The organism is Sulfitobacter sp. PS-8MA (assembly GCF_040933935.1).
GTDB lineage: Bacteria > Pseudomonadota > Alphaproteobacteria > Rhodobacterales > Rhodobacteraceae > Sulfitobacter.
This window is the reverse complement of sequence record NZ_JBFQYJ010000008.1, coordinates 41,031-66,393: the sequence shown is the minus strand read 5'-3', so window position 1 is coordinate 66,393 and position 25,363 is coordinate 41,031. Positions and strand designations below refer to the sequence as shown.

General features: G+C 61.9%; 26 protein-coding genes. 15 read left to right on the top strand and 11 right to left on the bottom strand.

What is annotated here, in order from left to right; genetic code table 11:
- Positions 1 to 72: 72 nt before the first annotated feature.
- The 3 genes from repC to repA form a co-directional block, all read right to left on the bottom strand.
- Positions 73 to 1,203, bottom strand: coding sequence for a plasmid replication protein RepC (repC, locus tag AB4M76_RS18600; RefSeq protein WP_368443678.1), 1,131 nt, complete (start codon positions 1,201 to 1,203; stop codon positions 73 to 75).
- A 178-nt stretch (positions 1,204 to 1,381) separates the two neighbouring features.
- Positions 1,382 to 2,380: a plasmid partitioning protein RepB gene (gene repB / locus AB4M76_RS18595; protein WP_368443676.1), complete on the bottom strand. Its 999-nt coding sequence runs from the start codon at positions 2,378 to 2,380 to the stop codon at positions 1,382 to 1,384.
- Positions 2,380 to 3,555: a plasmid partitioning protein RepA gene (gene repA, locus AB4M76_RS18590; RefSeq protein ID WP_368443674.1), complete on the bottom strand. Its 1,176-nt coding sequence runs from the start codon at positions 3,553 to 3,555 to the stop codon at positions 2,380 to 2,382. The genes repB and repA overlap by 1 nt, the downstream gene beginning before the upstream one ends.
- Positions 3,556 to 4,016: 461 nt before the next feature.
- Here repA and AB4M76_RS18585 point away from each other — a divergent pair, with 461 nt between their 5' ends.
- From AB4M76_RS18585 to AB4M76_RS18575, 3 genes are read left to right on the top strand one after another with little or no spacing between them, the layout of a single operon-like run.
- Positions 4,017 to 4,721 carry an ABC transporter permease gene (locus AB4M76_RS18585; protein WP_368443672.1) on the top strand — a complete coding sequence of 235 codons (705 nt, stop codon included), beginning with the start codon at positions 4,017 to 4,019 and terminating at the stop codon, positions 4,719 to 4,721.
- Positions 4,721 to 5,431 carry an energy-coupling factor ABC transporter ATP-binding protein gene (locus AB4M76_RS18580; RefSeq protein ID WP_368443670.1) on the top strand — a complete coding sequence of 237 codons (711 nt, stop codon included), beginning with the start codon at positions 4,721 to 4,723 and terminating at the stop codon, positions 5,429 to 5,431. The genes AB4M76_RS18585 and AB4M76_RS18580 overlap by 1 nt, the downstream gene beginning before the upstream one ends.
- On the top strand, positions 5,428 to 6,240 hold the full coding sequence (locus AB4M76_RS18575; protein ID WP_368443668.1) for a substrate-binding domain-containing protein: 813 nt from the start codon (positions 5,428 to 5,430) through the stop codon (positions 6,238 to 6,240). Before AB4M76_RS18580 ends, AB4M76_RS18575 begins: the two co-directional genes overlap by 4 nt.
- A 47-nt stretch (positions 6,241 to 6,287) precedes the next feature.
- Here AB4M76_RS18575 and AB4M76_RS18570 read toward each other — a convergent pair whose 3' ends face one another.
- From AB4M76_RS18570 to AB4M76_RS18550, 5 genes are read right to left on the bottom strand one after another with little or no spacing between them, the layout of a single operon-like run.
- Positions 6,288 to 6,773, bottom strand: a complete 486-nt coding sequence (locus tag AB4M76_RS18570) for a DUF6505 family protein (protein ID WP_093742565.1) — start codon at positions 6,771 to 6,773, stop codon at positions 6,288 to 6,290.
- Positions 6,770 to 7,486 (bottom strand): DUF4444 domain-containing protein, encoded by a 717-nt coding sequence (locus AB4M76_RS18565; protein WP_368443666.1) that lies wholly within the window; start codon positions 7,484 to 7,486, stop codon positions 6,770 to 6,772. Before AB4M76_RS18565 ends, AB4M76_RS18570 begins: the two co-directional genes overlap by 4 nt.
- On the bottom strand, positions 7,483 to 8,553 hold the full coding sequence (locus AB4M76_RS18560) for a P-loop NTPase (RefSeq protein WP_368443664.1): 1,071 nt from the start codon (positions 8,551 to 8,553) through the stop codon (positions 7,483 to 7,485). Before AB4M76_RS18560 ends, AB4M76_RS18565 begins: the two co-directional genes overlap by 4 nt.
- A 5-nt stretch (positions 8,554 to 8,558) precedes the next feature.
- A complete protein-coding gene (locus AB4M76_RS18555; protein WP_368443662.1) occupies positions 8,559 to 8,762 on the bottom strand; it encodes a DUF6494 family protein in 204 nt (67 codons plus the stop codon).
- A gap of 27 nt (positions 8,763 to 8,789) precedes the next feature.
- Positions 8,790 to 10,754, bottom strand: a complete 1,965-nt coding sequence (locus AB4M76_RS18550; protein ID WP_368443660.1) for a 4Fe-4S binding protein — start codon at positions 10,752 to 10,754, stop codon at positions 8,790 to 8,792.
- 380 nt (positions 10,755 to 11,134) lie between these two features.
- Between AB4M76_RS18550 and AB4M76_RS18545 the strand changes: the two genes are divergently transcribed.
- The 12 genes from AB4M76_RS18545 (at position 11,135) to AB4M76_RS18490 (ending at position 22,060) form a co-directional block, all read left to right on the top strand.
- Positions 11,135 to 11,674, top strand: a complete 540-nt coding sequence (locus tag AB4M76_RS18545; protein WP_368443815.1) for a DUF3305 domain-containing protein — start codon at positions 11,135 to 11,137, stop codon at positions 11,672 to 11,674.
- Complete coding sequence (locus AB4M76_RS18540; protein WP_368443658.1) at positions 11,671 to 12,276, top strand: DUF3306 domain-containing protein; 606 nt, start codon at positions 11,671 to 11,673, stop codon at positions 12,274 to 12,276. Before AB4M76_RS18545 ends, AB4M76_RS18540 begins: the two co-directional genes overlap by 4 nt.
- Positions 12,273 to 12,881 carry a molecular chaperone gene (locus tag AB4M76_RS18535; protein ID WP_368443656.1) on the top strand — a complete coding sequence of 203 codons (609 nt, stop codon included), beginning with the start codon at positions 12,273 to 12,275 and terminating at the stop codon, positions 12,879 to 12,881. Before AB4M76_RS18540 ends, AB4M76_RS18535 begins: the two co-directional genes overlap by 4 nt.
- A gap of 58 nt (positions 12,882 to 12,939) precedes the next feature.
- On the top strand, positions 12,940 to 13,152 hold the full coding sequence (locus tag AB4M76_RS18530) for a twin-arginine translocation signal domain-containing protein (protein WP_368443654.1): 213 nt from the start codon (positions 12,940 to 12,942) through the stop codon (positions 13,150 to 13,152).
- A gap of 103 nt (positions 13,153 to 13,255) precedes the next feature.
- On the top strand, positions 13,256 to 16,243 hold the full coding sequence (locus tag AB4M76_RS18525) for a formate dehydrogenase subunit alpha (protein ID WP_368443652.1): 2,988 nt from the start codon (positions 13,256 to 13,258) through the stop codon (positions 16,241 to 16,243).
- Between the two features lie 12 nt (positions 16,244 to 16,255).
- Positions 16,256 to 16,849, top strand: coding sequence for a formate dehydrogenase FDH3 subunit beta (fdh3B, locus tag AB4M76_RS18520; protein WP_067266580.1), 594 nt, complete (start codon positions 16,256 to 16,258; stop codon positions 16,847 to 16,849).
- A gap of 66 nt (positions 16,850 to 16,915) precedes the next feature.
- Complete coding sequence (locus AB4M76_RS18515; RefSeq protein ID WP_368443649.1) at positions 16,916 to 18,115, top strand: formate dehydrogenase subunit gamma; 1,200 nt, start codon at positions 16,916 to 16,918, stop codon at positions 18,113 to 18,115.
- 25 nt (positions 18,116 to 18,140) lie between these two features.
- On the top strand, positions 18,141 to 18,266 hold the full coding sequence (locus AB4M76_RS18510) for a hypothetical protein (protein WP_269343110.1): 126 nt from the start codon (positions 18,141 to 18,143) through the stop codon (positions 18,264 to 18,266).
- 17 nt (positions 18,267 to 18,283) lie between these two features.
- Positions 18,284 to 19,639: a sigma-54-dependent transcriptional regulator gene (locus tag AB4M76_RS18505; protein WP_368443647.1), complete on the top strand. Its 1,356-nt coding sequence runs from the start codon at positions 18,284 to 18,286 to the stop codon at positions 19,637 to 19,639.
- 251 nt (positions 19,640 to 19,890) lie between these two features.
- Complete coding sequence (locus AB4M76_RS18500) at positions 19,891 to 20,649, top strand: amino acid ABC transporter substrate-binding protein (RefSeq protein WP_368443645.1); 759 nt, start codon at positions 19,891 to 19,893, stop codon at positions 20,647 to 20,649.
- A gap of 5 nt (positions 20,650 to 20,654) precedes the next feature.
- Positions 20,655 to 21,329 (top strand): amino acid ABC transporter permease, encoded by a 675-nt coding sequence (locus AB4M76_RS18495; RefSeq protein WP_368443643.1) that lies wholly within the window; start codon positions 20,655 to 20,657, stop codon positions 21,327 to 21,329.
- The gene (locus AB4M76_RS18490; RefSeq protein ID WP_368443642.1) at positions 21,326 to 22,060 is read left to right on the top strand and encodes an amino acid ABC transporter ATP-binding protein; all 735 of its coding nucleotides are present in this window, start codon (positions 21,326 to 21,328) and stop codon (positions 22,058 to 22,060) included. Before AB4M76_RS18495 ends, AB4M76_RS18490 begins: the two co-directional genes overlap by 4 nt.
- A gap of 285 nt (positions 22,061 to 22,345) precedes the next feature.
- On the opposite strand, the gene dctP is transcribed toward AB4M76_RS18490, so the two are convergent.
- Genes dctP through AB4M76_RS18475 form a run of 3 tightly spaced genes read right to left on the bottom strand, consistent with a single transcriptional unit; the run spans position 22,346 to position 25,242 of the window.
- The gene (gene dctP, locus AB4M76_RS18485; RefSeq protein ID WP_368443813.1) at positions 22,346 to 23,428 is read right to left on the bottom strand and encodes a TRAP transporter substrate-binding protein DctP; all 1,083 of its coding nucleotides are present in this window, start codon (positions 23,426 to 23,428) and stop codon (positions 22,346 to 22,348) included.
- 25 nt (positions 23,429 to 23,453) lie between these two features.
- Positions 23,454 to 24,776, bottom strand: a complete 1,323-nt coding sequence (locus AB4M76_RS18480) for a TRAP transporter large permease subunit (protein WP_368443640.1) — start codon at positions 24,774 to 24,776, stop codon at positions 23,454 to 23,456.
- On the bottom strand, positions 24,766 to 25,242 hold the full coding sequence (locus AB4M76_RS18475; protein WP_368443811.1) for a TRAP transporter small permease subunit: 477 nt from the start codon (positions 25,240 to 25,242) through the stop codon (positions 24,766 to 24,768). The genes AB4M76_RS18480 and AB4M76_RS18475 overlap by 11 nt, the downstream gene beginning before the upstream one ends.
- Positions 25,243 to 25,363: the final 121 nt, after the last annotated feature.

Genomic DNA, 25,363 nt, shown 5'->3' with positions numbered 1-25,363 from the left:
TTGTCAGGAAATTCGACCATTTGTCAGGGCGGCTTACGTTAACCATATGAAATACCTACGGGTTTTAAATTGTCAGCTGACAATTTGCCGGTTGTTCAAGGCGGCCAGCATGGGTTCCAGCCTAAACCGCCCAAGCCGCGCCATTTGTGTCAGCCGGCGCAGATAGGCTCCAGGGCTCCGGATGGCTGCCGCCCGTTCCAAAAGGCAAAGCACTGTCACCGCGGCGCTTTCCAATCCAATCTGGCGCTTCGCCTCATGAAGCACGGGAAGATCGATCCCAAGCATGGGGGCAATCCGGTCTGCAAGATGAACAACATCGGCCCAGTTGCGCGGCCTTTCGGGGAAATAGCTACGCACTTCCTTGCATGCAGTTAGCACTTCAGAAAGCAGGATGCCGCTATCTGTCCCTGATGGTGTGATATCGGGTTTGTCAGCCGGTTGTTCTTCGCGCCGAAGAGCCGGGGTGCTCTCTTCAGAGTCAAAATAGGATTTGACTGAATCCTGTATGTGCCGCTCATTTTGCACGTCATTGCCGCTCAGCTTTGCTGTCGAAAGGCGCGGGGCTGGGGTCTCAGTTTCCTGTTCCGTAACCTCCAAGGCGCTGCGCAACTGCGCTTCGAGGGTCGAAAGCAGGTCCGCGCAGGGTTTGCGCCGTAGAACACGCCCAGCTTCATCTGTCAAAGCCGAGGGTCCGTCTTGCCGGATGAGCGCATGTCGCAGCACAAGAATCCGGTCCCTCTGGGCCAAGGTGCGTTGCAGCCGTTCCTCTGCTTCCCGGGCGGCGTCGTCGATCACACCGGCCTGTAGCACCAAGGGCGCCAAATCAAACCCGAAAGCCAAAGCGATATTTCCCTGTTGGCTGCGTGCAAAACGCTTCCGGTTTGGGCTGTCCTGTCGCGCGATAAGACCGAGCTTTACCAGCCGGGCCAGATGACGCCGCAGGGTGCTTTCGGGCATGCCATGCAGCCGGTCAGACAGCCGCGCGTTCGATGCGAAAACAACCCCCGCAGGCCCGCTTGGGATCTGGCGCGAGGGCAGGAAGCTCAACAGCGCCTTCAGGACGGTCAGGGTGCGATGCGAAAGCTCAAAATCATCCGCTGCAATTGTCAGCCGGTCGAGCAAGGCCCATTTGTCCGGCCCCTCCGCTGGTGATTGAACAGCCGCTCTCGGCCGCTCGAACGCAGTTCGAAACGTGGTTTCCATGGTAAAATCACGAAAGACAACAAAATACCGGCCCTATCCCAACGGGTAGAGTTGACAGTGGTGAATCTTTGGGGCTATCTCGAAGGTGCAAAGTTTGAGAAGGGCCTTCCGGGATTCATCCTGGGGGGCTTTTCTTTTGTGGTCCTGATGTGCCTCCTGTTGCTACTTCCTCAATGTCTCACGCGCGGGTCTGTTGCCAGCGGTCGTGAATCTCTTGCAAAAGCTCTTCCGCATGAGCGTCGAGCCATGTGTCGAAACCCTCTGCCGCCCGCGCCGCGACGGTCAGGGTGACGCCTCGCTTGCCGCTGCGAATATCGGCAAGGGCTTTGCCATCGCGGTTGCGCAGGGTGCGTGCCTTGGCGGCGGCTGTGGGGGAGGGGGTCTCTTTGCTGGGCGCAGCGCTCGCTTGCGCAAAAATCGCCTCGAACCGCTCGTCCGAGGTCAGCCCGCTCCATTCGGGACGGCTCATATAGGCGACTGCCCGGTCCTTGGCCTCTGCCTCCTGAAACAGTTTGACCAGCGCCATCCAGCGATCCCGGCCAATTGATGGGGCCGAGCCGACCTGCCGCAGAAAGGGCAGATCAAAGGCGTGACCCACCTTTAACATCCGACTGACCATCGGCAGATCGATCGACAGCGCATCCGCTATTGTCTGCCGATCATGCCCACCGGAATCGAGCTGTGCCGCGAAACTCGCCTTTTCGATAAAGGACAGATCCTGCCGGGCCGTGTTTTCCTGACCCTGGGCCATGACCAAAGCATGATCGTCGAGCTGCCGCACCATTGCTTTGACGGGCAGGCCAAGCGACTTCAGGGCGTGAAGCCGACGCCGGCCATAAACGATCTCGTAGCGACCCGGTTTTTTCGGATGCGGCCGCACCAAGACGGGCACCTGTTGGCCATAGGACCGCAGGCTCTCTTCAAGCTGCTCTTGCGCCTGAAGATCAGTCCCTAAACGGTCCTCGACCCCCGCCATATCGATGAGCGATGCATCCAACTCTTGAACGGCATTTTCCTGCATCCGGTTCAAGGATGACTGCAATGCACCCACCGCACCGCGCGGCATGAGATGGGACTTGGGCTTAGCCCCAACAGGCTCTGAACCGAAAGATTTGGCTCTGCTTTCGGTTTTTGTCTCCGGACTGGACCCGGTTGAAAGAATACCCTTACGCGCCATTACCGCCCCCATGCTTTCTGGATCAAGGTCTCTATTTCGTCATTCACGAGGTTTAGTGAATCCACCGCACGGTCATAGGTCGTGCGGTGAAACTGTGACCGGTCGACCTCATAGATCGTCTGATGGGTCAGCCCCGCGTCGGAGATCGCTGTCGACTTCAACATCGGGGCCACCATGACCTCTTCGTCAAACAACTGGCGCAGAAAAGACAGCACCTGCTGTTGCGGGCCATCGTTTGGCTCATAGCGGTTGATGAGGAAACGCAGGAAGTCAAACTCCATGCTTGCCCCCGCGTTAGAGACGACATCAAGCAGATCGGCGCTCATCTGCAAGAACTGAGACATCGACGCGACATCGAGCATATTGGGCACAACAGTGATCAACACGCTTGTGGAGGCGCAGAGGGCCGACATTGTCAAATAGCCCAATTGCGGCGGACAGTCGAAGATGACCACGTCATAGTCTTGTTCGCCGTCCTGCAAAGCCGTCGCGAGCCGAGCAAAAAACGGCGGATGGGCATTGTTCAAAAGCGCCTGCGGCGTCTCATGTTCAAATTCCTGAAGCATCAGCCCGCCGGGTGCGAGGTCGATACCCGTGAAATAGGTCTTTTGAATGACATCTGCCAAGGGCAGGGGGTCGTCATAGCGAATGGCATCGTAGATCGTACCCGAATTAAGGAAATCATACTCAGGACGATAGCCAAAAAGCGTTGTTAGAGACGCTTGGGGGTCGATATCAACGCAAAGGACGCGATAGCCTTTAAGCGCCAAACGCTGCGCCGCATGGATCGCGCTCGTGGTCTTGCCACTGCCGCCTTTGAAGTTGAGGAAGGACAGCACCTGTAGCTTATCGCCTTCTCGACGCCCCCGTTGATACGCGCCGCGGGTTTTTGCGGAGGATTCAAGGGTCCGGCGGATCTCAAGCAGGTCTTCGGCGCTGTAATGGCGCCGCCCACCCGGGCTGGTTTGCACGTCGACGACTTTCCCGTCAAAATGCAGCTTCCGCAGGAAACTGGTAGAAATGCCAAGCAATTCAGCGGCTTCTCCGGCCGAAAAGCGCCGCAGCTCCTTCCGAGCGTCCGGTGCGAAGACCTTTAGCATGTGACTTTCCAACGCTTCGGAAAGCGTTTCCGCGTTACGGCGGATCCGTGTATTGATGTGTACGGTAGTGGTCACATCTGCCCTCGCTCTCAGTAACGCTATTATTCGGTAGCGCTTTTGTTTCCGTTACTTAATGTTAATCCGCGTGATTGTGCAACAGATTCTTGCGCGCGGTGTCTTGGCCACAGTGCTAATGGCTACGCTGAACGGGGGATGAAAGCGCGCAGTTCCACCGCAAATAATTGACCTCATTCGTTTTTTCTCCAGGCAGGCAGGGCTAAGGACCAGAAGGCGCCGCCCAATCCGCCAGACTGCATCCCCCCAAATTAGACCCTAATGCGGTGCCTTTGATAGAATCGAAGAAACCCACCGACGATCCTTGGACAAAATAACCCTACCGGGCCGATATCGCCAAAAGCACCGGTCCCTTTGTCTTTGCCGCGATTTTCTAACGTTTCCGCTCTGGCCTCCGCTGCGCGCTCCTGACAGGGTGCGGGCGCGCGGGAATCTGCCCCGCTAAGGAGGGCCGTCACGCCATGGTCGATATTTGGAGCGGTATGACGCAGGCCTTCTGGCTTGTGTTGACGCTGGATCCCGAATTGGTCGAGATCGCGGGCCGCTCGTTGCAGGTGACCCTGTCTGCATTGGTGATCGCCTGTCTCATCGCGCTGCCCCTTGCGGCTTTGGTCGCGGTCAAACGGTTTCGGGCGCGGCGGCTGGTGATCGCCATGCTGAACGCGCTGATGGGGCTGCCCCCGGTGGTCGTCGGGCTGATCGTTTACGTCATCCTGTCGCGCTCCGGCCCCTTGGGGGTCTTCGGGCTGCTTTTCACCCCCGCCGCGATGATCATCGCGCAGGTGATTATCATCGTGCCGCTGATCGCCTCGATCGCGCATCAATCGATCCGGGATCTTTGGCAGGACTACCACGATCTGCTGATCTCGATGAATGTCACGCAGCGCCAGAAAATCCGGACGTTGCTCTGGGACAGCCGCCGGGCTTTGCTGACCGCGGCCTTGGCCGGCTTTGGCCGGGCCATTGGCGAGGTCGGCGCGATTATGATTGTGGGGGGCAATATCGACCATGCCACGCGGGTGCTGACCACGGCAATCGCTCTGGAGACAGGCAAGGGCGAATTCGCCTTGGCCTTGGCACTGGGCTTTGTGCTGATCGGCATGGCGATGACCGTGAACCTTGCCATCCATTGGCTGGGCCGGACCGAGCGTGAGGGGCGTTGGTGATGGATCTTTTCCCGCTCACCGCACGCGGCATTCAAAGCCGGCGCCGCGGGCAACAGTTGGTTGGGCCGATTGATCTCACTCTTGCCGGGGATGGGGCGACCGTCGTGCTCGGGCCGAATGGGGCGGGCAAAACGACCCTCTTGCAGCTTCTTCACGGCACCGCGCGGCTTTCGGCAGGGCAGATCGAATGGGCCTGTTCAACCGAAGAGGCGCGGCACCATCAGGCCTTTGTTTTCCAGCGTCCCGTGATGCTGCGGAGGACCGTGATGGAAAACCTGCTCTATCCCCTAAGGCAAAGGGGAATGCGGAAAGCGGAGGCCAAAGTCAGGGCCCAGGACTGGGCGGAGCGGGTCGGACTCGGACGGCTTTTAACCCGCCAAGCCCCGGTTCTATCAGGCGGAGAGCAGCAAAAGCTGGCCTTGGCCCGCGCGCTGATCTGTGAGCCGAAACTGCTGTTTCTCGACGAACCCTGCGCCGCGCTGGATGGCCGGGCAACGCGGGAGATCGAGGAAATCCTGCAGAATGCCAAAGCCGCGGGCACCCGTCTTATTCTATCGACCCACGACCTTGGCCAAGCGCGACGTTTGGCGGATCGCGTGCTGTTTCTGCTCGGTGGCCGACTGCATGAAGTCGGCGAGGCCGCAAGTTTTTTCAACCAGCCCAAGACGCCTCAGGCGCGGGCATTTCTCAGAGGAGACATTGTAGAATGAAATATTGGATCACAGGGGCCGTTGCAGCAATCGCAATGGCCAATACGGCACAGGCCCAGGACGTCATGAAAATGGCGGTCACGACCTCCTTTAACAATTCCGGTCTGGCGGATGTCCTGCTTCCTGAAATCGCAAGCGATCTGAATATTGATCTGCAGCTTCTGGTGGTCGGCACCGGGCAGGCGATCAAACTGGGCGAAGCGGGCGATGTGGATGCGATCCTCGTGCATTCACGCAGCGCCGAAGAGGCATTTGTCGAAGGCGGCTACGGGTCGCATCGCACAGAGGTCATGTATAATGATTTCGTTTTCATCGGGCCGAAAGCAGACCCCGCCGAGATCAAGACATCTGATTCAGCCACCGCCGCATTGGCCGCCATCGCCGAGGCGGAAGCCGAGTTTGTCAGCCGCGGTGACGACAGCGGCACCCATAAGAAGGAACTGTCGCTCTGGCGCGAGGCCGGCTTGGACCCGGCCGAGTTTGGCGATTGGTACAATGCCGTGGGCGCCGGCATGGGCGCCGCGCTGAACACGGCCTCGGGGATGCCAGCCTATATCATGTCAGACCGGGCGAGCTGGCTGAACTTTGGCAATAAGGGCGATCTGGCCCTGCTCTATGCGGGCGATCCGGTTCTGTTCAATCAATACGCCTATCTGCCGGTGAACCCTGAGATGCACGGCCATGTGAAGAATGATCTCGCGCTGAAGCTGGAGGATTGGCTTACCTCCGACCGCGCCAAGACCTTGATCAATGACTATAAGATCAACGGTGAGACGCTCTTTGTCTTCAATGCGAATGCGGCGGACTAGCCTGCGTTAGAGACGATCCGCGCCCCCGAGGACCGGGGCGCGGGCACTCATTCCGGCAGATCGCCGTGAATGGCGAATTGTTCCAATCCGGCGTCCTGTGGCTGGATCATGCGAAAGCTCTCGCGCACACCGGCGTCGGTCAATTCGCGCGCCACGGTCAACAGGCAGTTCGGCGCGTGATCCGCGCAGAGGTCGATCATCTGGGCCAGTTCCTCCTGCGCGACGGGGCGCGCGGCATCGACCGAGGGCGCGCCGTAATAGGTCACGAAATGCTGCGCCAAGAGGGCCGCCAAGGTCTCGACCTCGGCCTCTTCGATCTGGGTCACGGCGACAAAGGTGACACGGCCAAAGGTCTCCAACCCCAGCCAGCCATTCGCAAAGGCCTGACGTGCCTTGCCGGTCAGGTCGCCCTCGGTCCAGTCCGAGAACTCGAACCCGCCAGAGATGCACCATTCGCCGGTCCGGGCGGGGGAGGCAAAGACGTTGCGGTCGCTTTCGTCGAAATGGATCGCGCGGGCAAGTTTGAGGGTCATGGGGCGGGCTCCAATAGGGTGGTGAGCGGGATCAGCCGCGTGGTGTCTGCGCTGCGCTGTAACATGCCGAAATCCTCATCGACACCGATGAATCTGCCGCTCTGGCCCTGCACTGTCGCATCCTCGTCGATCCCGAAAACCAAACCGCGCCATTCCCGGTGCAGGCTCGCGGGGCCAAGGTCTTCCCAACGGTTGATCCAATGCAGCGTGTGTCTGGCCCAGGCTTCGACAAGGGCAGGGGGCTGCACCTCGGCGCAGCCTTCGGCATAGAGCGCGGTTTGATCGGGGTTCAGACCGGTTTGGGCCAAATCAGGGTCGTCGGCGGGATAGAGCGGCAGGGTGAAACCGACGACCAGCCAATCAGGAATGGCCTCGGGATCGGTGGTCGGGGCGACCATGCGAAAGGCCCCGCAAGAGGCGCCGTTGAGCCGAATGCCGCCGTCCCAGTCAAGCTGCACCGCAACCTCGGGTGGCGACAGCGCGCCGAGGGCGTTCTGAAAACCCACGCCGCAGAGCGGCAGCATCGCCACAGCCTGCGCCAGCGGCACCTCGGGGGCAAAAACCAGCGCGGCTTGCATCTGGGCCCCGTCCAGCCGGTAGCAGATCAACCCCGCATCGCAGCCCGCCGCCGCGCGGGCGCAGGCGGCGGCGATGGCATCGCCCGTCACCGCTTCGCCCGACATCAGCGGCGGGAAGGACAGGGCCTCGCTCATGCCGCGCCGGCCTCCACGAGTTGCTTGGCAATGATGTGAAAGGCCGCGGCCTGTTTGCTGTCCGGCTGGCTCACGGTGATCGGCGCGCCGCCGTCGGAGGCAAGGCGGATTTGCAGGTCCAGCGGCACTTCGGCCAAGAGCGGCACGCCCCATTTCTCGGCTTCCGAGGCGACACCGCCATGGCCAAAGACATGCTCTTCGTGGCCGCAGTTCGAGCAGACATGCGTCGACATATTCTCGATCATGCCGAGGATCGGCACCTTAAGCTGGTTGAACATGTCGATGCCCTTGCGCGCGTCGATCAGAGCCACATCCTGCGGTGTAGAGACGATAACCGCCCCATCGACCTGCGCCTTTTGTGCCAGCGTCATCTGCACGTCGCCGGTGCCGGGCGGCAGGTCGACGATCAGCACGTCAAGCGCGCCCCATTGAACCTGTGTCATCATCTGTTGCAGCGCGCCCATCAGCATCGGCCCGCGCCAGACCACGGCTTGATCTTCGTTGGTCATCAACCCGATCGACATCATCGTGACACCATGGTTGCGCATCGGCAGGATCGTCTTGCCATCGGGCGAAGCCGGGCGGCCCGAGACGCCAAGCATGCGCGGCTGGCTGGGGCCGTAGACATCCGCATCCAAGAGCCCGACGCGGCGGCCTTGGGCTGCGAGTGCACAGGCGAGATTGGCCGAAACGGTGGATTTGCCGACCCCGCCCTTGCCCGAGGCTACGGCGATGATGCGGTCAACACCGGGGATTTTTTGCGGGCCAGTCGGCTCGGCCTTGCGCTGCGGCTTGAGGTCCGGGGGCGGGGCCTTCTCGCTATGGCCGGTCAGCACGATGGAGACTTTGCTCACCCCGTCCAGCGCGTTCAGCGCCGCTTCGGCCTGCGCCTTGGCCTCCTCATAGGCTTTGGCCTGCGCGGGCGGGATTTCCATCACGAAACGCACCGCGCCCGCGGCGTCCACGTTGAGCGCCCGCATCACGCCACTGGCCACGATGTCGGTGCCCGTGGCCGGATCGGTCACGGTCTTCAATGCGGTCAGAACCGCGTCTCTGCTGGCAGTCACGTCGCTTACGCCTCGCCCTGATCCGCGCCGGCGATGGTGCCGTCGATCTCATGCTCAAGGCCCAGTTCGGGGATGGTGATCACGGCTTTGACAGCGAAATTCTTACCGGCGGTGTCATGCTCGCGCATGGCTTTCTCGATCGCCTGCTGCGAGGTCACGCCGACCTGTTTGAGAAACTTGCGCATCGACATGTTGAAGTCTTCGCTCATGGGAGGCTCCTTTGCTAAGGTGGCGGCCTAGTGGTCGCGCCGTTTGGAGAGGTAATCGTCGGTGGTCCGCGGGCGGGGACGCTCCGCCCCCGTCATCGGATTGTCGCTGCTATGGTACTGCGCATTGATCCGGCAGTCATCGCACATCTGGATCATCCGCAGCTTCGCTTCATCCGCAAACATCGCATGGCTGCGCAGCTTGTCGGTGATGCGTTCCACGGTGGATTTCACCCCGAAAAGGCTGCCACATTCGACGCAAGGAAAGGGTTCTTCCTCGTTCAGCACGCGCTGGCTCAGCGCCGCCTCGGTAAGGTCGAGCCGCGGGTCCAGCGCGATGGCATCTTCGGGGCAGACATTGGCACAAAGACCGCATTGCAGGCAGGCATCCTCCTGAAAGCGCAGCTGCGGCAGGTCCGGGTTGTCACCGAGCGCGCCCGAGGGGCAGAGCGAGACGCAGGAGAGACAGAGCGTGCAGGCGTCCTTGTCCACCAGCACGGCGCCATAGGGGGCACCTTGGGGGAGGGGCAGCACCTCGGTGTCGGGTTGCAGCGCGCGGGCGGATTGCCGGGCGATCTGGCGGCGGCTGCCCATCGGGCGCACCGGTTGGGCGACGGGGGCAGGGGCCACACCGTCATAGAGGATATCGGTCAGCGCCTCGGGGTCGGGCGTGTCGATCAGGGACATCCGGGTCTCGCCGGCGATGGCGCGGGCCAGCGCGGTTTGGCTTTCAATCGCCTCGCGGTCGGCCTTGGGGCCGAGCAGCAACGAGACATGGGCGAAACCTGCCGCCAGCCCCGCCAGCGCCTCGGCATGGCCAAAGGCCGCGAGCGCGTCGAGTTCCATCGGCACCACATCCGCCGGCAGCCCGCGCCCGTGGCGTGCGGCAAGGCGGATCATCTCGGCGCCATGGGCGTCATGCACCAGCAGGCGCGGCGCATCGCCACCGGCTTCGAGATAGGCCCGGGCCAGCGTCTGCACCCGGCGCATGGTGAAATCCACCGGCGGCGCGTCATAGCTGATCGCGCCCGAAGGGCAGGCCGAGGAACAGGCCCCGCAGCCCGCGCAGATCATCGGGTCGACGGTGACATGATCGCCCTCGGGGCTGATCGCGCCCGTGGGGCAAAGGTCGAGACAGGCGGTGCAGCCGGTCTGCCCGGCACGGCTATGGGCGCAGAGCAGCGGCTCGGTGCGGACGTAGAGCGGCTGCTCAAACGTGCCGGTGAGATGCGAGGCGGCCAGCACGGCGGCGGCCACGGCAGGCGGGTGGCCGGGATCGGCGCGCAGGTAGCCTTCGCGTTTCTCATGCGCGGGGAAAAGCGGGGTCTCGCCGCGCAGATCAAGGATCACGTCACATTGGCTCTGCGCCCCATCGCGCGGCGCGGTCCAGCTCAGCGGGCCACGGCCGCGCGGGTCAATCTGGCGCAGCGCGTCGATCACCACCTCGAACTGGCCAAGCGCCCCTTTGGCCCGGCGCAGCTTGCCGGAGATGAGATCAAAGTTGCGGACCTCGGGCAGGGTGTCGCCGGCCGCGGTCACGCTGTCATCCATCAAAAGCGCAACGCTGAGGTGGGACTTGAGCTGCTCGGCAGCCTCCAGCGCCGCAGGCCCGCGGCCAAGGATCAGGCACAGCCCTTCGGAGCCCACATCGATGGTTTTCTCTGCGGGCACGTCCAAAAGCGCCTCTGCGGCCAGGGCGGACATTTTGGGCAGTTTATCCCCCGCATCATCGGACCACCCGGCCCGGTCGCGCAGGTCGAGCAGGGGGGCAGGGGGCAGGCCCAATTCCTCGGCCAATTCGGAAAAGACGCGCTCTTCCTGGGTGCAGCATAAAATCGCATCACCGCCGGTCAGCGCCTTGGCCGCGCGGTCGATCTGCTGGGTGCAGAGCGCCGAACAGGGGGGCGCCACGTTCAGACCGGTGCGCCCGGCCAGCGCATCGGAATCGATACGCTGCGATCCGGCGCAATCGCATGTTATCAACGTCTTGGCCATGAATTTTCCCTTATGTCGCGCGCCATTCCGATGCCACTTGGGGCCTCGGTGCGGCCCCCAAGCTAGACAGGTTTTGACCCCAGCTACAACCGCAATTCTGCGTGAGCGGGCCGCCAGGGCAGGGCCGAGGGCGCCTGTGGGAGCATCGGGCAAACCCCTGTGATTCGCCAACTGCGATCTGCGCGAAAACCGACCGAAAAGGTCAAGTTAGACAAAAGGTCCAGATCGCGATTGAACCCCGAAAGCGCCGGGTCATCTTGTCTCTCAAGGCGGGTTTTTCGCCGTTTTGGTTTGATTGTACTTCCCAGATGGCGGCTAGCTGGAGAAAGATGAGGCAACGGAGGCGCTAATTGATCCACAACCCTAAAATGTACCGGACGATGCCTGTGGGCGTTGTGCTGCGGCGTGCGCCCGGGGTGACCCGTTGGGCCAAGTGGAGCTGGAAGGCGACCGCTGTCCTGCCCGGTGCGGGGGCCGCCGATTGGCGTGAACTGCGCCGCGATGGTGATACGGTTGAGTATCACGCGGCGACCCTGCCGATTGAACTGCATGGGGCGGAGACCGAAGCCTATGTGCATGGGCTGGGGGCGGATGTGCCTTGCGTCTATGTCGTCATGCGCCCGATCCCCGGCAACAATGAACGGCCTTTCAAGATCGCGCTGATCACGGCCTCGCCCTATGAGGCGCAGGATTATTGCGACAGCGCCGAGGAAGTCGTCGAGAAAGTCGCGATGACCCCGGGCTTGTTGGCCTGGGTGCAGGCGTTTGTCGAAGAGTTCCACCAAGAGGAAGCCTTTGTGAAGCGGCGGCGGGACCGTTTGCGAATGGACCGCAAGCAGGATGGCATCGGCGATCCGCGCATTGAAAAACCCGCCGACGTCTATGCCTCGCCCGCCTTGAAACGAAAGCGGCTGGCATGAGTGGGTTCTGGCAAAAACGCCGCGCCGCCGTGGTGGCAGAGGCCGAAGCCGAGGCGCAAGCCGCTGAGGCGCGGGCGCGCGCCGCGCAGGAAGCCGCACTGGCCGAGCGCAGTGATGACGACCTGCTGGCCGAGTTTGATCTGCCCCTGCCCGAAGATCTGGTCAGCGGCGAACAGCTGCGCGCCTTTCTCAAGGCGCAGCTGCCGCAACGGCTCAAGACCCGCGCCCTGCGCAGCTTTTGGAAAACCAACCCGGTGCTCGCCTGTCTTGACCGGTTGAACGATTACGACGACGATTACACCGCAGCGGCCACCGCCGGCAAACCGGTCAACACGATCTATCAGGTGGGCCGTGGCATGGTCGCCAAGGTCGAAGAGCTGCTGGAGGGGGACAGCCCCGCCGAGGTTGAAGAGACGACCACGACGGATGTGGTGTTGACAGAAGCGCCGCCGCGGGACGAGATTGAACAAGTAGCCTATCAGCCGCAGGCCGAGCTTGGTCCTGACGTTGAAGAGACAGCCCAGCCCGCCCCGACGACGCGTCGGATGCGGTTTCACTTTGCCGATGATGCGGCGCAGGATTTTGGAGGGACAGGCGCATGACCCAATTGGCCGCAACGAGCTTGCCCGAGGAAGACCGCCTGCGCGCGGATCTTTATAACTTCATGGGGCTGATCCTTGCCGGACCGCCGGACCAGATGCTGCTCGATCAATGCGCAGCGCTTTCCGGCGATGACAGCGATCTGGGCCAGGGCTTTGCCGCGCTGTCGAAACTGGCGGGCAAGACCAAACCGGCGGGGGCCGAGAGCGAGTTCAACCGGCTCTTCATCGGTCTGGGCCGGGGGGAGCTGTTGCCCTATGCGAGCTATTACCTCACCGGGTTCCTGAATGAAAAACCCTTGGCCGCGCTGCGCCAGGATATGGTCGCGCGCGGGTTGGAACGGGCGGCGAATGTCTTTGAGCCCGAGGACAACATCGCCTCGCTGATGGAGATGATGGGCGCGATGATCGTGGGCCGGTTCTCGGCCCCCGCGTCACTGGCGCAGCAAAAGACCTTCTTTAACCGCCATATCGCGCCATGGGCCGGGCATTTCTTCACCGATCTGGAGGGTGCCAAAAACTCGGTCTTCTATGCGCCTGTGGGCAAGATCGGCCGCGCCTTCATGCAGATCGAAGCCGAAGCCTTTCGGCTCAGCAAAGACGGCTGAGACAACAGACGAGCGGGCCGCCGCGCCCTTGAACAAGAGACGTAACAGGAGAGACAGTATGACACGCAAGCCAGAGGGTTCCGCCGAGACGCCCGCCCGCAAGGATCGGCGCGATTTCCTGAAATTCGCAGGCACCGCCGCGCCTTTGGCCGCCGTCGCCGTGGCCACCGGCACCGGCGAGGCCGAAGCCGCTGCCGCCCCTGATCTGTCGTCGGACCGCATTCAGGACACCGAGCACACCCGCGCCTATTACGCCGCGGCGCGGTTCTGAAAGACATCTGGGGGCGCTGCTCCTTTACCTTTGGCAGGGCGTGCGCGCCCGCCGTTCAATAGTATCTCAGGCGGGGCCGACCTCGCATATAGGGAGTGAAGACATGTTGAGGAAAAAGACCAACGGGGTCGCGCGCACGACGGGGCGGACGGGCATCCTGTCCGATGTGGCGCGCAGCGGAATTGACCGGCGTGCCTTTCTGCGGGGATCGGGCCTTGCCATCGGGGGGCTGAGCGCGATTGCCGCCACCGCAGGCAGCGTGCAGCAGGCCTCAGCCGCCACCGCCGCGGTGAGCGGGAAGATGGACATCAAGAAATCCGTCTGCACCCATTGCTCGGTCGGCTGTACCGTCATCGCCGAAGTCTCGGACGGTGTCTGGCTGGGGCAGGAACCCGGTTGGGACAGCCCCTTCAACCTCGGCGCCCATTGCGCCAAAGGCGCTTCGGTGCGCGAACACGCCCATGGTGAGCGGCGTCTGAAATACCCGATGAAGAAGGTCGGCGGCGAATGGCAGCGGATCTCTTGGGAGCAGGCGATCGAGGAGATCGGCGACAAGATGCTGTCGATCCGTGACACCTCCGGCCCGGATTCGGTTTACTGGCTCGGCTCGGCGAAACACTCCAACGAACAGGCCTATCTGTTCCGCAAGTTCGCCGCCTATTGGGGCACCAACAACGTCGACCACCAGGCGCGGATCTGTCACTCTACCACCGTGGCGGGCGTGGCGAACACATGGGGCTACGGCGCCATGACCAACAGCTACAACGACATCCACAAGTCCAAGGCGATCTTCATCATCGGTGGCAACCCCGCCGAGGCGCACCCGGTCTCGCTGCAGCATGTGCTGAAGGCGAAGGAGGAGAACAACGCCCCGCTGATCGTCTGCGACCCGCGTTTCACCCGCACCGCCGCCCATGCCGATGAATATGTACGCTTCCGTCCCGGCTCGGACGTGGCGCTGGTCTGGGGCATCCTCTACCATATCTTTGAAAACGGCTGGGAAGATCAGGAATTCATCCGCACCCGCGTCTGGGGCATGGATGAAATCCGCAAGGAAGTCGCCCATTGGACGCCCGAAGAAGTCGAACGTGTCACCGGCGTGCCGGGCGAGCAGCTTTTGCGCGTGGCACGCACGTTGGCCAACCACCGCCCCGGCACGTTGATCTGGTGCATGGGCGGCACGCAGCACACCAATGGCAACAACAACACCCGCGCCTATTGCATCTTGCAGCTGGCTTTGGGCAACATGGGCCGCGCCGGCGGTGGCACCAATATCTTCCGTGGCCATGACAACGTGCAGGGCGCGACTGATCTGGGCGTTCTGGCCGATACGCTGCCGGGCTACTACGGTCTGTCGGATGGCTCCTGGGCGCATTGGGCGCGGGTCTGGGGCGAGGATCTGGATTGGATTCAAAGCCGCTTCGCGGCCTGGACCGATGGCGCGGGCGAAGAGCAGCGCATGATCAACCTCACCGGCATTCCGGTGTCGCGTTGGATCGACGGCGTGTTGGAAGATCGCGAGAACCTTGAGCAGCCCGACAACACCAAAGCCATGGTGCTCTGGGGTCACGCGCCAAACTCGCAGACCCGCCAGATGGAAATGAAGACGGCAATGGAAAAGCTCGACCTGCTGGTCGTTGTGGACCCATACCCAACCGTTTCCGCCGTGTTGCATGACCGGACCGAAGACACCTATCTGCTGCCGGCCTGTACCCAGTTCGAGACCTCGGGCTCTGTCACCGCCTCGAACCGCTCGCTGCAGTGGCGCGAGAAAGTCGTCGAGCCGCTGTTCGAGAGCCTGCCCGACCATACGATCCTCTATAAATTCGCCAAGAAGTTCGGTTTTGAGGACCGCATGTTCCGCAACATCGAAGTGAACGGGGAAGAGCCGCTCGTCGAAGATCTGACGCGGGAATTCAACAAGGGCATGTGGACCATTGGCTATACCGGCCAATCGCCCGAGCGGTTGAAGACGCATATGCAGAACCAGCATACATTCGACAAAACCACCCTGCGCGCCAAGGGCGGCCCGGCGGATGGGGATTTCTACGGTCTGCCCTGGCCCTGCTGGGGCAGCGCCGAGATGAACCACCCCGGCACGGCGAACCTCTATGACATGTCGCTGCCGGTGGCCGAGGGCGGCCTGACCTTCCGCGCCCGTTTCGGGGTCGAGCGGGACGGCGAGAACCTGCTGGCCGAGGGCGTCTATTCCAAAGGCTCCGAGATTCAGGATGGCTATCCGGAATTCACCATGCAGATGCTGATGGATCTGGGCTGGGACGGAGATCTGACGGCAGAGGAACGCGGCATCATCGAGGCGGTCGCGGGCTACGAAAAACCGACGAATGCCGATAACGGGCAGGAAGAGGTCGGCGAAACTTCGCAGCAGGGCGAGATCGAATCCGACTATGTCGAGCAGGTCGGCGGCATCAACTGGAAGACCGACCTTTCGGGCGGCATCCAGCGGGTCGCGATCAAACACGGCTGCGCGCCCTTCGGCAACGCCAAGGCCCGCGCCGTGGTCTGGACCTTCCCCGACCCGGTGCCGAAGCACCGCGAGCCGCTTTACTCGAACCGGCGCGATCTGGTGGCGGATTATCCGACCTACGAGGACAAGACCTTCTGGCGGGTGCCGACGCTTTACGCGTCGATCCAGAAGAACGACTTCTCGCAGGAATTCCCGATCATCCTCACCTCCGGCCGTCTGGTCGAATATGAGGGCGGCGGGGATGAGACCCGGTCGAACCCCTGGCTGGCCGAGCTGCAGCAGAACATGTTCATCGAGATCAACACCCGCGACGCCAATAACCTCGGTGTGCGCGACGGGTCCGATGTCTGGGTCGAAGGGCCAGAGGGCGGCAAGATCAAGGTGATGGCCATGGTCACCGAACGGGTGGGCGAGGGTGTGGCCTTCATGCCCTTCCACTTCGGCGGGCATCTCGGCGGCGTCAGCCTGCGCGACAAATACCCCGACGGGGCCGATCCGATCGTGCTGGGCGAAAGCACCAACACCGTGCAGACCTATGGCTACGATTCAGTCACGCAAATGCAGGAGACGAAATGTACTCTCTGCAAGATCATGCCAGCGTAAGGAGACAAGAGAATGGCAAGAGCAAAGTTTCTCTGCGATGCCGAGCGCTGCATCGAATGCAACGCCTGCGTCACGGCTTGTAAGAACGAACATGAGGTGCCCTGGGGCATCAACCGCCGCCGGGTGGTGACCATTCAGGACGGCCAGCCGGGCGAACGCTCGATCTCGGTCGCCTGTATGCACTGCTCGGATGCACCCTGTATGGCGGTCTGCCCGGTGGACTGTTTCTACCAGACCGACGACGGCATCGTGCTGCACTCCAAGGACCTCTGCATCGGCTGCGGCTACTGTTTCTACGCCTGCCCCTTCGGCGCGCCGCAGTACCCGCAGGCCGGAAACTTCGGCAGCCGCGGCAAGATGGACAAATGCACCTTCTGTGCCGGTGGCCCGGAAGAGAACCACAGCCAGGCGGAGTTCCAGAAATACGGCCGCAACCGGATCGCGGAAGGCAAACTGCCGATCTGCGCCGAGATGTGTTCGACCAAGGCGCTTCTGGCGGGCGACGGTGACATGGTCTCCGACATCTACCGCGAACGCGTCGTGGCGCGCGGCTTTGGCTCCGGCGCCTGGGGCTGGGGCACGGCGTATGAGCAAAAGGGCCAGTAACGGCATTCGGGGCGGCCTGACCGGGCCGCCCCTTTTCACCAGATTTGTCTAGCCGGGGGATTTCCCATGCTGCGCCACCTGATGGCTCTTTTCATACTCGCCTTGGCCGCGCTGCCCTTTAGCGCTGCGGCCCAAGACGTGCGCCTGCCGGAAAACGCGACGCCCTCGGCGATTGACCGCGCCAGCACCGGCGGGGCGCAGACCCTGCAAGATATCCAACTGCGCGAAAGCGGGGTTCAGATTGACGACGGCTTCCGGCGCAACAACCTTGGCGGCGATGCGACCAATGTGCCCGGGCTTGGGCCGCTCGGCGGGCGCTCGGACCCCGATATCTGGCGCGGCATTCGCTATAATGAACTGCCGGTCAAGGTCAGCACGATGAACAAGACCGGCCGCGTGCTGGTGCAAGACAATGGCATCTGGTGGCAGCAGGTCCGCGAGGGGCCGCTGGCCACCTATGGCATCTGGCTTCTGCTTGGCATGATCGTTCTGCTCGCAGCGTTCTATCTTCTGCGCGGGCGGATTCGGATCGAGGGCGGCAGGATCGGCCGCACCGTCACCCGCTTCAAAGCGATCGAGCGTTTTGCCCATTGGATGCTCGCGGGCTCCTTCATCCTCTTGGCCCTGACCGGCCTGGCCACGCTTTTTGGCCGCAAGGTGGTGATCCCGCTGCTGGGGCATGAGTTCAACTCGGCCCTGCTGACCGGCTCCAAGTTCATCCATAACAATGTGTCATGGGCCTTCATGATCGCGCTGGTCATGGTCTTTGTCATGTGGGTCTGGCACAACATCCCCGACCGGTCCGATTGGGTCTGGATCAAACAGGCGGGCGGTTTTATCGGCAACAACCACCCCCCGGCCAAGAAGTTCAACTTTGGCCAGAAGATCGTCTTTTGGGGCGTGATCATCCTGGGCTTTTCGGTCTCGCTCTCGGGCCTGTCGCTGCTGTTCCCCTTCGAGGTGCAGCTCTTTGGCCATACCTTTGGCATCATCAACGATGTCGGGATGGCGGAATGGGCCGGGATGGGCCCGTTGCAATCCGATCTGACGCCCCATGCCGAAATGCAATATGCGCAGCTGTGGCATGCGATCATCGGCTTTGTGATGATGGCGCTGATCCTCGGGCATATCTACATCGGCACGCTCGGCATGGAAGGCGCCTATGACGCCATGGGCAGCGGCGAGGTGGACGAGCGTTGGGCCGAGCAGCACCATTCGCTCTGGCTCGATGAGGTCAAACAAGACAAAGGGACGCCTGCGGAATGAATGGTCGGCAAGAAGGATACGCGCAATGAAAGCCATGCTGGCAGGGTTTCTGGGCGTCGCGGTGATCGGCGTCGTGGCCTATTTCGGGCTGCATGAGATGGGCTTTTCCTCCGCCGAGGTCTATTCAGGTGAAAACGTCCGATTGGACTGACACTGAAGAGGCGTAGCATGGCGGCGAGGGACGAATATGGCGGCACGCTCGAAGGCGCGTCGGTCCTTGTGATCGACGACGAACCGGGGATGCGCCATTTCCTGACCAAGATCCTTGAGCCGCGCGTCAAACGGGTGGCGCAGGCGGCCTCGCCGGCGGAGGCCACCAAACTCTTGGACGAGGCGCATTTCGATGTCGTCGTGCTCGACAATATCATGCCGGGCAAAACCGGGTTGGAATGGATCGCCGAACAGCGCCGCAAAGGCTTCTACGCCGACACGGTTCTGATCACCGCCTATGCCGATCTGGAAACCGCCATCGCGGCCCTGCGGGCCGGGGTCAGCGATTTTGTCCTGAAGCCGTTTCGCGCCAACCAGATCCTCGGCGCCGTGTCCCGTACGCTTGATCGCAAGAACCTGCGGCGGGACAATACGCTGCTGCGGCGCGAATTGCATGCGGGCACGGCGGGGCAGATGCTCGGCAAATCCGAAGCGCTGGCGAAAGTGCGCGGCCTGCTCAATCGCTTGGCTCCGGTGCCGACGCCGGTGCTCTTCACCGGGCCCAGCGGGACCGGCAAGGAACTGGCCGCGCGGCAATTGCACCAGATGTCCGACCGCGCCGATAAACCCTTTGTCGCGGTGAACTGCGCCGCCATCGCGCCGGACCGTTTGGTGCCGGAGCTTTTTGGCGCGGTGGAGGGCAATGAGACCCTGCAGCCGGGTCTGTTCCTCTTGGCCGATGGTGGCACCCTGTTTCTGGACGAGGTCGCCCAGATGCCCGAAGCGCTACAGGCCGCGCTCTTACGGGTGCTCGAAGACCAGCGCATCCGGCCCGAAGGGGCCGAACGTGAAATCCCGCTGAACCTGCGCCTGCTTTTCGCGACCAATGCGGATCTGCCAAAGGCCGTGGAGGAGGGGCGTTTTCGTGCCGATCTCTACCACCGGATGAATGTCGTCGAAGTCGCGATGCCGCCGCTCAAGGACCGATCCGAAGATATCGTTGAGCTTGCCGCGATGTTCATGAAGCAGTTCTCCATGGCCTTGGGCATGCCCGCGCTGCGGCTCGACGCGGAAACCCTGCTCAAGCTGCGCCGCTACGACTGGCCCGGCAATGTGCGCGAGCTGCGCAATCTGATCGAGCGCTCGGTGATCCTCGGCAGCCTGCCCGAAGCCTTTGCCGGCCACGGGGCTGTGGATGGCCCGCGCGCGATCGAAGACCTCGAACTGGTGACACAGCGCCACATGCTGCACATCCTTGATCTGTGCAACGGCAACCGGGCCGAGGCCGCCCGGCGCTTGGGCGTCTCGCGCAAGACGGTGGATCGAAAACTGGCCGCCTGGGCGGCTGAGGGGCTTGATATCGACGCGCTCTAGACGCAGGCGGGTCTTTCGGGGCCATGCATGATCTGCATATCCGTTCCGCTAGGGGGGTATTTTTTGAAGTTTGCGAGAACAGCGTTCCGATAGGTATTGTCTCATCGGGAAAGATTCCTTCCGCAGCGCGGGCCAGAAACTCTTGTTCCTGCCAATCGTTCTACCTTGGATATCTATCCCTCATTGCTCCGCCATATTGAAGCTTTCGGCCCGCAGTGACATCTCAAGCCCAAGCGAAAAGGAGTAACCCCATGCTGAAACAGATCATTTCCGCCGCCGCCCTCGCCGCGGTTTCCGGCTCCGCTGCCTATGCCCAAGAGGCCGACACCCTGCGTGTGGGCATGTCGGGCGGCTATTTCCCCTTCACCTTTGTAAAGCAGGACGAGTTGCAGGGCTTTGAAGTCGATGTGATGAACGCCGTCGGCGAAGAAGCGGGTCTCGACGTCGAATTTGAAACCATGGCCTTCTCTGGCCTGATCGGCGCGCTGGACGCGGGCCGCATCGACACGATCGCCAATCAGATCACCATCACGCCCGAGCGTGAGGAGAAATTCGTCTTTACCGCGCCTTACGTCTTTGACGGGGCCCAAGTGGTGACCAAACAGGGCAACGAAGAAATCGGCGGTGTTGAGGATCTGCGCGGCAAGACCGTGGCAGTGAACCTTGGCTCGAACTTTGAGCAACTGTTGAACGATCTGGACTTTGCCGATGAGATCGAGATCAAGACCTATGAGTCCAACATCGCACAGGACACGGCGCTTGGCCGGGTCGACGCTTTTGTGATGGACCGGGTGTCATCGGCCCAGCTGATCCAGGAAAGCCCACTGCCGCTGCAACTGGCGGGCAAGCCGTTTTCGGAGATCCGCAACGCCCTGCCGTTCCAGGACAATGACGAAGGCCGTGCGCTGCGCGACCAGATCGACACGGCGCTGACCGCCCTGCGCGAAGACGGCACGCTGGCCGAAATCTCGCAGAAATGGTTCGGCACCGACATCACTAAAGCGGAGTAAGACCCATGCGGGCGCTGGACCTCGACTATATGCTGGGACTGGTGCCCGTTATTCTGGGCTATGTGCCGCTGACCTTGTTCATGGCGGTGGCGGGGATGGTGTTCGCCCTCATCCTCGCCTCGCTTCTGGCGGTGGAGCGCGTGGCCAAAGTGCCGGTGCTCGACTGGTTCGTGGTGCTTTTTATCAGCTTTTTCCGCGGCACACCGCTGCTGGTGCAGCTCTTTCTGTTCTACTTCGGCCTGCCGCAGGTGCTGTCTTTCCTCACCCAGATCGACGGGGTCACGGCGGCGATCATGGGGCTGACCCTGCATTTCTCGGCCTATATGGCCGAAAGCATCCGCGCCGCGATCATGGGGGTGGACCGGAGCCAATGGGAGGCGGCGCAATCCATCGGCATGACCCAAACCCAGATGATGTGGCGGATCATTCTGCCGCAGGCGGCGCGCATCGCGGCGCCGACATTGGTGAACTACTTTATCGACATGATCAAAGGCACCTCACTGGCCTTCACCCTTGGCGTGACCGAGATGATGGGCGCGGCCCAGAAAGAAGCGGCGGGCAGTTTCCTTTATTTCGAAGCCTTCCTGGTGGTGGCGGTGATGTATTGGGTCATCGTCGAAGTCTTGAGCCAAGGCCAGAAGCGGCTCGAAACCCATCTCAACAAGGCGTTCGTGCGATGATTGATATCTCTGGCCTGACCAAGCATTTCGGCGGCGGCCCGGTTCTGGACAACATCGACCTGCAGATCGCGGATGGCGAGCGGGTCGTGGTGATCGGGCCTTCGGGGACCGGTAAATCGACCCTGCTGCGCTGCCTGAACTTTCTGGATGTGCCGCAGGCGGGGCGGATCACGATCGGAGATGTGACCGTGGATGCCGCGAAGGCCGGCAAGGCCGAGGTGCTGGCACTGCGCCGGCGCACGGCGATGGTGTTTCAGAACTACGCGCTCTTTGCCAATAAGACGGCCAAGCAGAACATCATGGAAGCCCTGGTGACCGTGCAGAAGCGGTCAAAGGCCGAGGCCGAGGAGCGTGCCTTGGCGGTGCTGGCCGAGACCGGTCTGGCCGATAAGGCCGACAGCTATCCGGCGGCGCTTTCGGGCGGGCAGCAGCAGCGGGTCGGCATCGGTCGCGCCATGGCGCTGGAGGCGGAGTTGATGCTGTTTGACGAGCCCACCTCTGCGCTGGATCCGGAATGGGTGGGCGAGGTGCTCGACCTGATGCGGGCTGTGGCGGAGCGCCGCCAGACCATGCTGATCGTGACCCATGAGATGCAGTTTGCGCGCGAGATCGCGGATCGGGTGATCTTTATGGAAGGCGGGAAGATCGTCGAGAGCGGGGCGCCGGCAGAGATTTTTGGTGCGCCGAAGGATGCGCGGTTGCAGAAATTTCTGAAGCGGGTTGAGGGGTAAGGTGATTTTGCCACCCAGGCCCGGGACAAGCCGCAGGCGCCGGGCCATCGCCTGCCCGCGCGCCACGCCAAAGGCGTGCCACCAGTATGAAGGGCGCACCTTTGGTGCGACCGGGGAGGCGATTTAGTGAGGCTTGGCGGGACAATGCTGGCGCACATCACGGTTGAGAAATAAAGTGGTATGAACTGCTGTGGGGTCGCCGACCCGCGGGCAGGCGATGGCCCTCCGGACATACAAAAAGGCCCGCCAATGGCGGGCCTTTCCGTTAGAACCGTTTGGCTCAAATCACTCCGCGCAGCCGCGAATTTTCTCGATGTCCGGACCATTCGGCGTACGGCCCAGGTTGAACGGCGCCGAAGCATCACGCCATTTGGCGTAGTCGTTCAGATACTCCAACTGGCTCAGGTAAACCTTTGCGGAATCGGGGTTCTCGCAAGCGGTCTCCTCGATGGTCTCATTGGCCATTTCCTGAACCTTGGCGAGGGTCTCATCGTCATAGCGGTTGATCTCGATGCCTGCGTCCAGGAACTGCTGGTAGGCTTCGGTCGCGCGCTTTTCGGTGAAGGAGAGCGACCAGACGAGGTTGGCCTGCGCCGCGATTTCAAGCGCTTCGCGGGTCTCGTCGGACAGCGCGTCCCAGGCGTCCTTGTTGATCATCACACCGAAGATCGACGCCGACTGGTGCCAGCCCGGGGTCGCCCAGTATTTGGTGACCTGCTGGAAACCGCCCGAGAAGTCGACGTTGGGGGTCGAGAATTCCGCCCCGTCGATCACGCCACGTTCCAGCGACTGGTAGATTTCACCACCGGCCATGGAAACTTGGCTACCGCCCAGCTTCTCCAGCAGACGGCCCTGCTCCAGACCCGAAAGACGCAGACGCTTGCCCTTGAGGTCTTCCAGCGTGACGATCTGTTCGTTGGTGCGGAAACCGGATTCGTTGTTGGTCACGCCATAGGGCAGATAGACCATGCCGAACTTGCCATAGATCTCGTTATAGAGCTCCTTGCCGCCCCATTGTTCGATCCAGTTCACGTAGTCGACCGCGTTGAACAGGCTCGCCGTGGTCGCCAGTGGCGAGAAGGCGGAGTTGCGGCCGGCCCAATAGCCGGGCCAGTCCGCGCCGGCCTGAACGGTGCCGGATTCAACGGCGCCGAAAACTTCGCCCGCAGGCACGAGCGAACCGCCTTCGAAGAATTCGATGGTCAGATCGTCGCCGGTCAGCTTGTTGGCCAGATCGACGAAATGCTTGTCGATCTCAATCAGCTCCAGCGAGGTCGGCCATGTGGTGGTCATGGTCCAATTGTCCTGCGCTGCCGCCTGCGTGGCAAAGCCCGCGCAGAGTGCCAGACCGGCAAGGGTTGATTTCATTGTCATTATTATACTCCTCCGTTGGTTATTTGGTATAAAGGGTTTCCGGCAGCCAGGTGACCAGCTGTGGGAAGAGGGCGATGGCCACGCACATCATCAGGATCAACCCGATGAAGGGCAACACACCGACGATGATATGCGACGTCTTGACCTCGCGCGGCGCAATGGCGCGCAGGTAGAACAGCGCATATCCAAAGGGCGGCGTGAGGAAGGACGTCTGCAGAACCACCGACATCAGGACGACGAACCACAAAAGGCTCACGTCCATCTCCTGCACGATCGGCAGGAAGATTGGGAAGGACAGCAGCACGATGCCGGTCCAGTCGAGGAAGGCACCAAGGATGAAGACGATGAACATTATCATCGCGATCAGCAGCCAGGGCGCCATGTCGAGGTTGCGGATGATCTCCTGCGTCGCGCGCAGCCCCCCGGTGATGTTGAACACCCCGGTAAAGGCGGTGGCGCCGATGACGATAAAGAGGATCATCGCCGAGGTGCGCCCGGTTTCCAGCATGGCGCCGTAGAAAGACGACCAGCTGAATTTGCGCCGCATGATGACAATGACCAGCGCCAACGCCGCACCAATGGCCGAGGCTTCGGTGGCGGTGGCAATCCCGGCGAGCAGCGAGCCGAGGATGCCGAGGATCAGCACCAGCGGCGGCACGGCTTCGATCAAGAGCATGCGGATGAGGGCGGGTTTGGAGATTTTCTCATCGGGTTCAACGGCGGGCGCCATATCGGGCCGCACGACGGCCACGATAAAGACCCAGACCGCATAGAGCAGCCCCAGCACCACGCCCGGCACCATGGCCCCGGCGAAAAGCTCCCCCACCGACAGTGGCGAATAGGAGGCCATGAGGATCAACATGATCGAGGGCGGGATCAGGATGCCAAGACAGCCCGAGGCCGCGATGACGCCGGTGGTCAGCGTCGGACTATAGCCATATTGCAGCATCGGCCGCAGCGCCATGACGCCCATCACGGTGATCGAGGCGCCGATGATGCCGGTGGTGGCGGCCAGCAGGATCGAGATGAAAACCACCGCCAGCGCCAGTCCGCCGCGCACATTCGACATCAGCAGGCGCAGCGATTCGAACATTTTGTCGGTCACGCCCGAATCGGACAGGAATCGGGCCATGAGGATGAAGAGCGGAATCGCGATCAGCGTGAAGTTATCCAGCACATCGCCGAAGATGCGGTTGATAACGATGCCAAGCACCATCGGCTTGCCAGCGATAATGGCGCCCAGAACGGCGGTGCCGCCAAGGACAAAGGCCAGCGGGTGGCCCATGAAGAGGCCCAGCAACAGCAGGCCGAACATGGTGAGTGCAATGAGTTCAGGCGTCACGTGGCAAGTCCTGACGGTTAAGTACGAGTTTCAGAAATTCCGACACGCCTTGCAGCAAGAGCAGCCCGGCGGCGAGCGCCATGGCCATCTTGAGCGGATAGACCGGCAATTGAACGGAGCCATAGGTCGTCTCGCCCTGCGCATAGGAGCGCATGGCAAATTCATAGGACCTCGTGGTGAAGACCCAGGCGAAGGGGAAGAAAAAGATCACATAGCCCGCCGCTTCGACCCAACGGCGTGCGTTATGGCCCAGTGTTTCGGTGATCAGGTCGACCCGCACATGCGCCTGGTGGCGCAGGGCATAGCCGCCGAGCATGACGAAGTAGAAACCATAGAGCTGTTTGGTCACGTCAAAGGCCCAACGGGTCGGGTCGTTCATGACATAGCGCATGAAGACGTCATAGATGATGATCGCGGCGAAAATGGCGGCCACAACCGACACCACGCGCCCGACGAATTCATTCATCCGGTCAATAAGTTTTAGCAAGTTCTGAGCCCTCCCTGGCAGCAGGCACAATATTCGCCTTTGCGCCGGAAACAAGGCAAATATCCAGTAATACAGCAGCTTTACGTAGCACTACGTATGT

Bases quoted from the DNA above. Each gene is read 5' to 3' on its own strand.
- repC (WP_368443678.1), bottom strand. From the start codon at position 1,203: ATGGAAACCACGTTTCGAACTGCGTTCGAGCGGCCGAGAGCGGCTGTT.
- AB4M76_RS18530 (WP_368443654.1), top strand. From the start codon at position 12,940: ATGACACGCAAGCCAGAGGGTTCCGCCGAGACGCCCGCCCGCAAGGAT.
- AB4M76_RS18475 (WP_368443811.1), bottom strand. From the start codon at position 25,242: ATGAATGAATTCGTCGGGCGCGTGGTGTCGGTTGTGGCCGCCATTTTC.
- AB4M76_RS18525 (WP_368443652.1), top strand. From the start codon at position 13,256: ATGTTGAGGAAAAAGACCAACGGGGTCGCGCGCACGACGGGGCGGACG.
- AB4M76_RS18540 (WP_368443658.1), top strand. From the start codon at position 11,671: ATGAGTGGGTTCTGGCAAAAACGCCGCGCCGCCGTGGTGGCAGAGGCC.
- AB4M76_RS18570 (WP_093742565.1), bottom strand. From the start codon at position 6,773: ATGACCCTCAAACTTGCCCGCGCGATCCATTTCGACGAAAGCGACCGC.
- AB4M76_RS18510 (WP_269343110.1), top strand. From the start codon at position 18,141: ATGAAAGCCATGCTGGCAGGGTTTCTGGGCGTCGCGGTGATCGGCGTC.
- AB4M76_RS18545 (WP_368443815.1), top strand. From the start codon at position 11,135: ATGCCTGTGGGCGTTGTGCTGCGGCGTGCGCCCGGGGTGACCCGTTGG.
- dctP (WP_368443813.1), bottom strand. From the start codon at position 23,428: ATGAAATCAACCCTTGCCGGTCTGGCACTCTGCGCGGGCTTTGCCACG.
- AB4M76_RS18580 (WP_368443670.1), top strand. From the start codon at position 4,721: ATGGATCTTTTCCCGCTCACCGCACGCGGCATTCAAAGCCGGCGCCGC.
- AB4M76_RS18515 (WP_368443649.1), top strand. From the start codon at position 16,916: ATGCTGCGCCACCTGATGGCTCTTTTCATACTCGCCTTGGCCGCGCTG.
- AB4M76_RS18585 (WP_368443672.1), top strand. From the start codon at position 4,017: ATGGTCGATATTTGGAGCGGTATGACGCAGGCCTTCTGGCTTGTGTTG.
- AB4M76_RS18565 (WP_368443666.1), bottom strand. From the start codon at position 7,486: ATGAGCGAGGCCCTGTCCTTCCCGCCGCTGATGTCGGGCGAAGCGGTG.
- AB4M76_RS18495 (WP_368443643.1), top strand. From the start codon at position 20,655: ATGCGGGCGCTGGACCTCGACTATATGCTGGGACTGGTGCCCGTTATT.
- repB (WP_368443676.1), bottom strand. From the start codon at position 2,380: ATGGCGCGTAAGGGTATTCTTTCAACCGGGTCCAGTCCGGAGACAAAA.
- AB4M76_RS18550 (WP_368443660.1), bottom strand. From the start codon at position 10,754: ATGGCCAAGACGTTGATAACATGCGATTGCGCCGGATCGCAGCGTATC.
- AB4M76_RS18535 (WP_368443656.1), top strand. From the start codon at position 12,273: ATGACCCAATTGGCCGCAACGAGCTTGCCCGAGGAAGACCGCCTGCGC.
- AB4M76_RS18490 (WP_368443642.1), top strand. From the start codon at position 21,326: ATGATTGATATCTCTGGCCTGACCAAGCATTTCGGCGGCGGCCCGGTT.
- AB4M76_RS18555 (WP_368443662.1), bottom strand. From the start codon at position 8,762: ATGAGCGAAGACTTCAACATGTCGATGCGCAAGTTTCTCAAACAGGTC.
- fdh3B (WP_067266580.1), top strand. From the start codon at position 16,256: ATGGCAAGAGCAAAGTTTCTCTGCGATGCCGAGCGCTGCATCGAATGC.
- AB4M76_RS18500 (WP_368443645.1), top strand. From the start codon at position 19,891: ATGCTGAAACAGATCATTTCCGCCGCCGCCCTCGCCGCGGTTTCCGGC.
- AB4M76_RS18505 (WP_368443647.1), top strand. From the start codon at position 18,284: ATGGCGGCGAGGGACGAATATGGCGGCACGCTCGAAGGCGCGTCGGTC.
- AB4M76_RS18575 (WP_368443668.1), top strand. From the start codon at position 5,428: ATGAAATATTGGATCACAGGGGCCGTTGCAGCAATCGCAATGGCCAAT.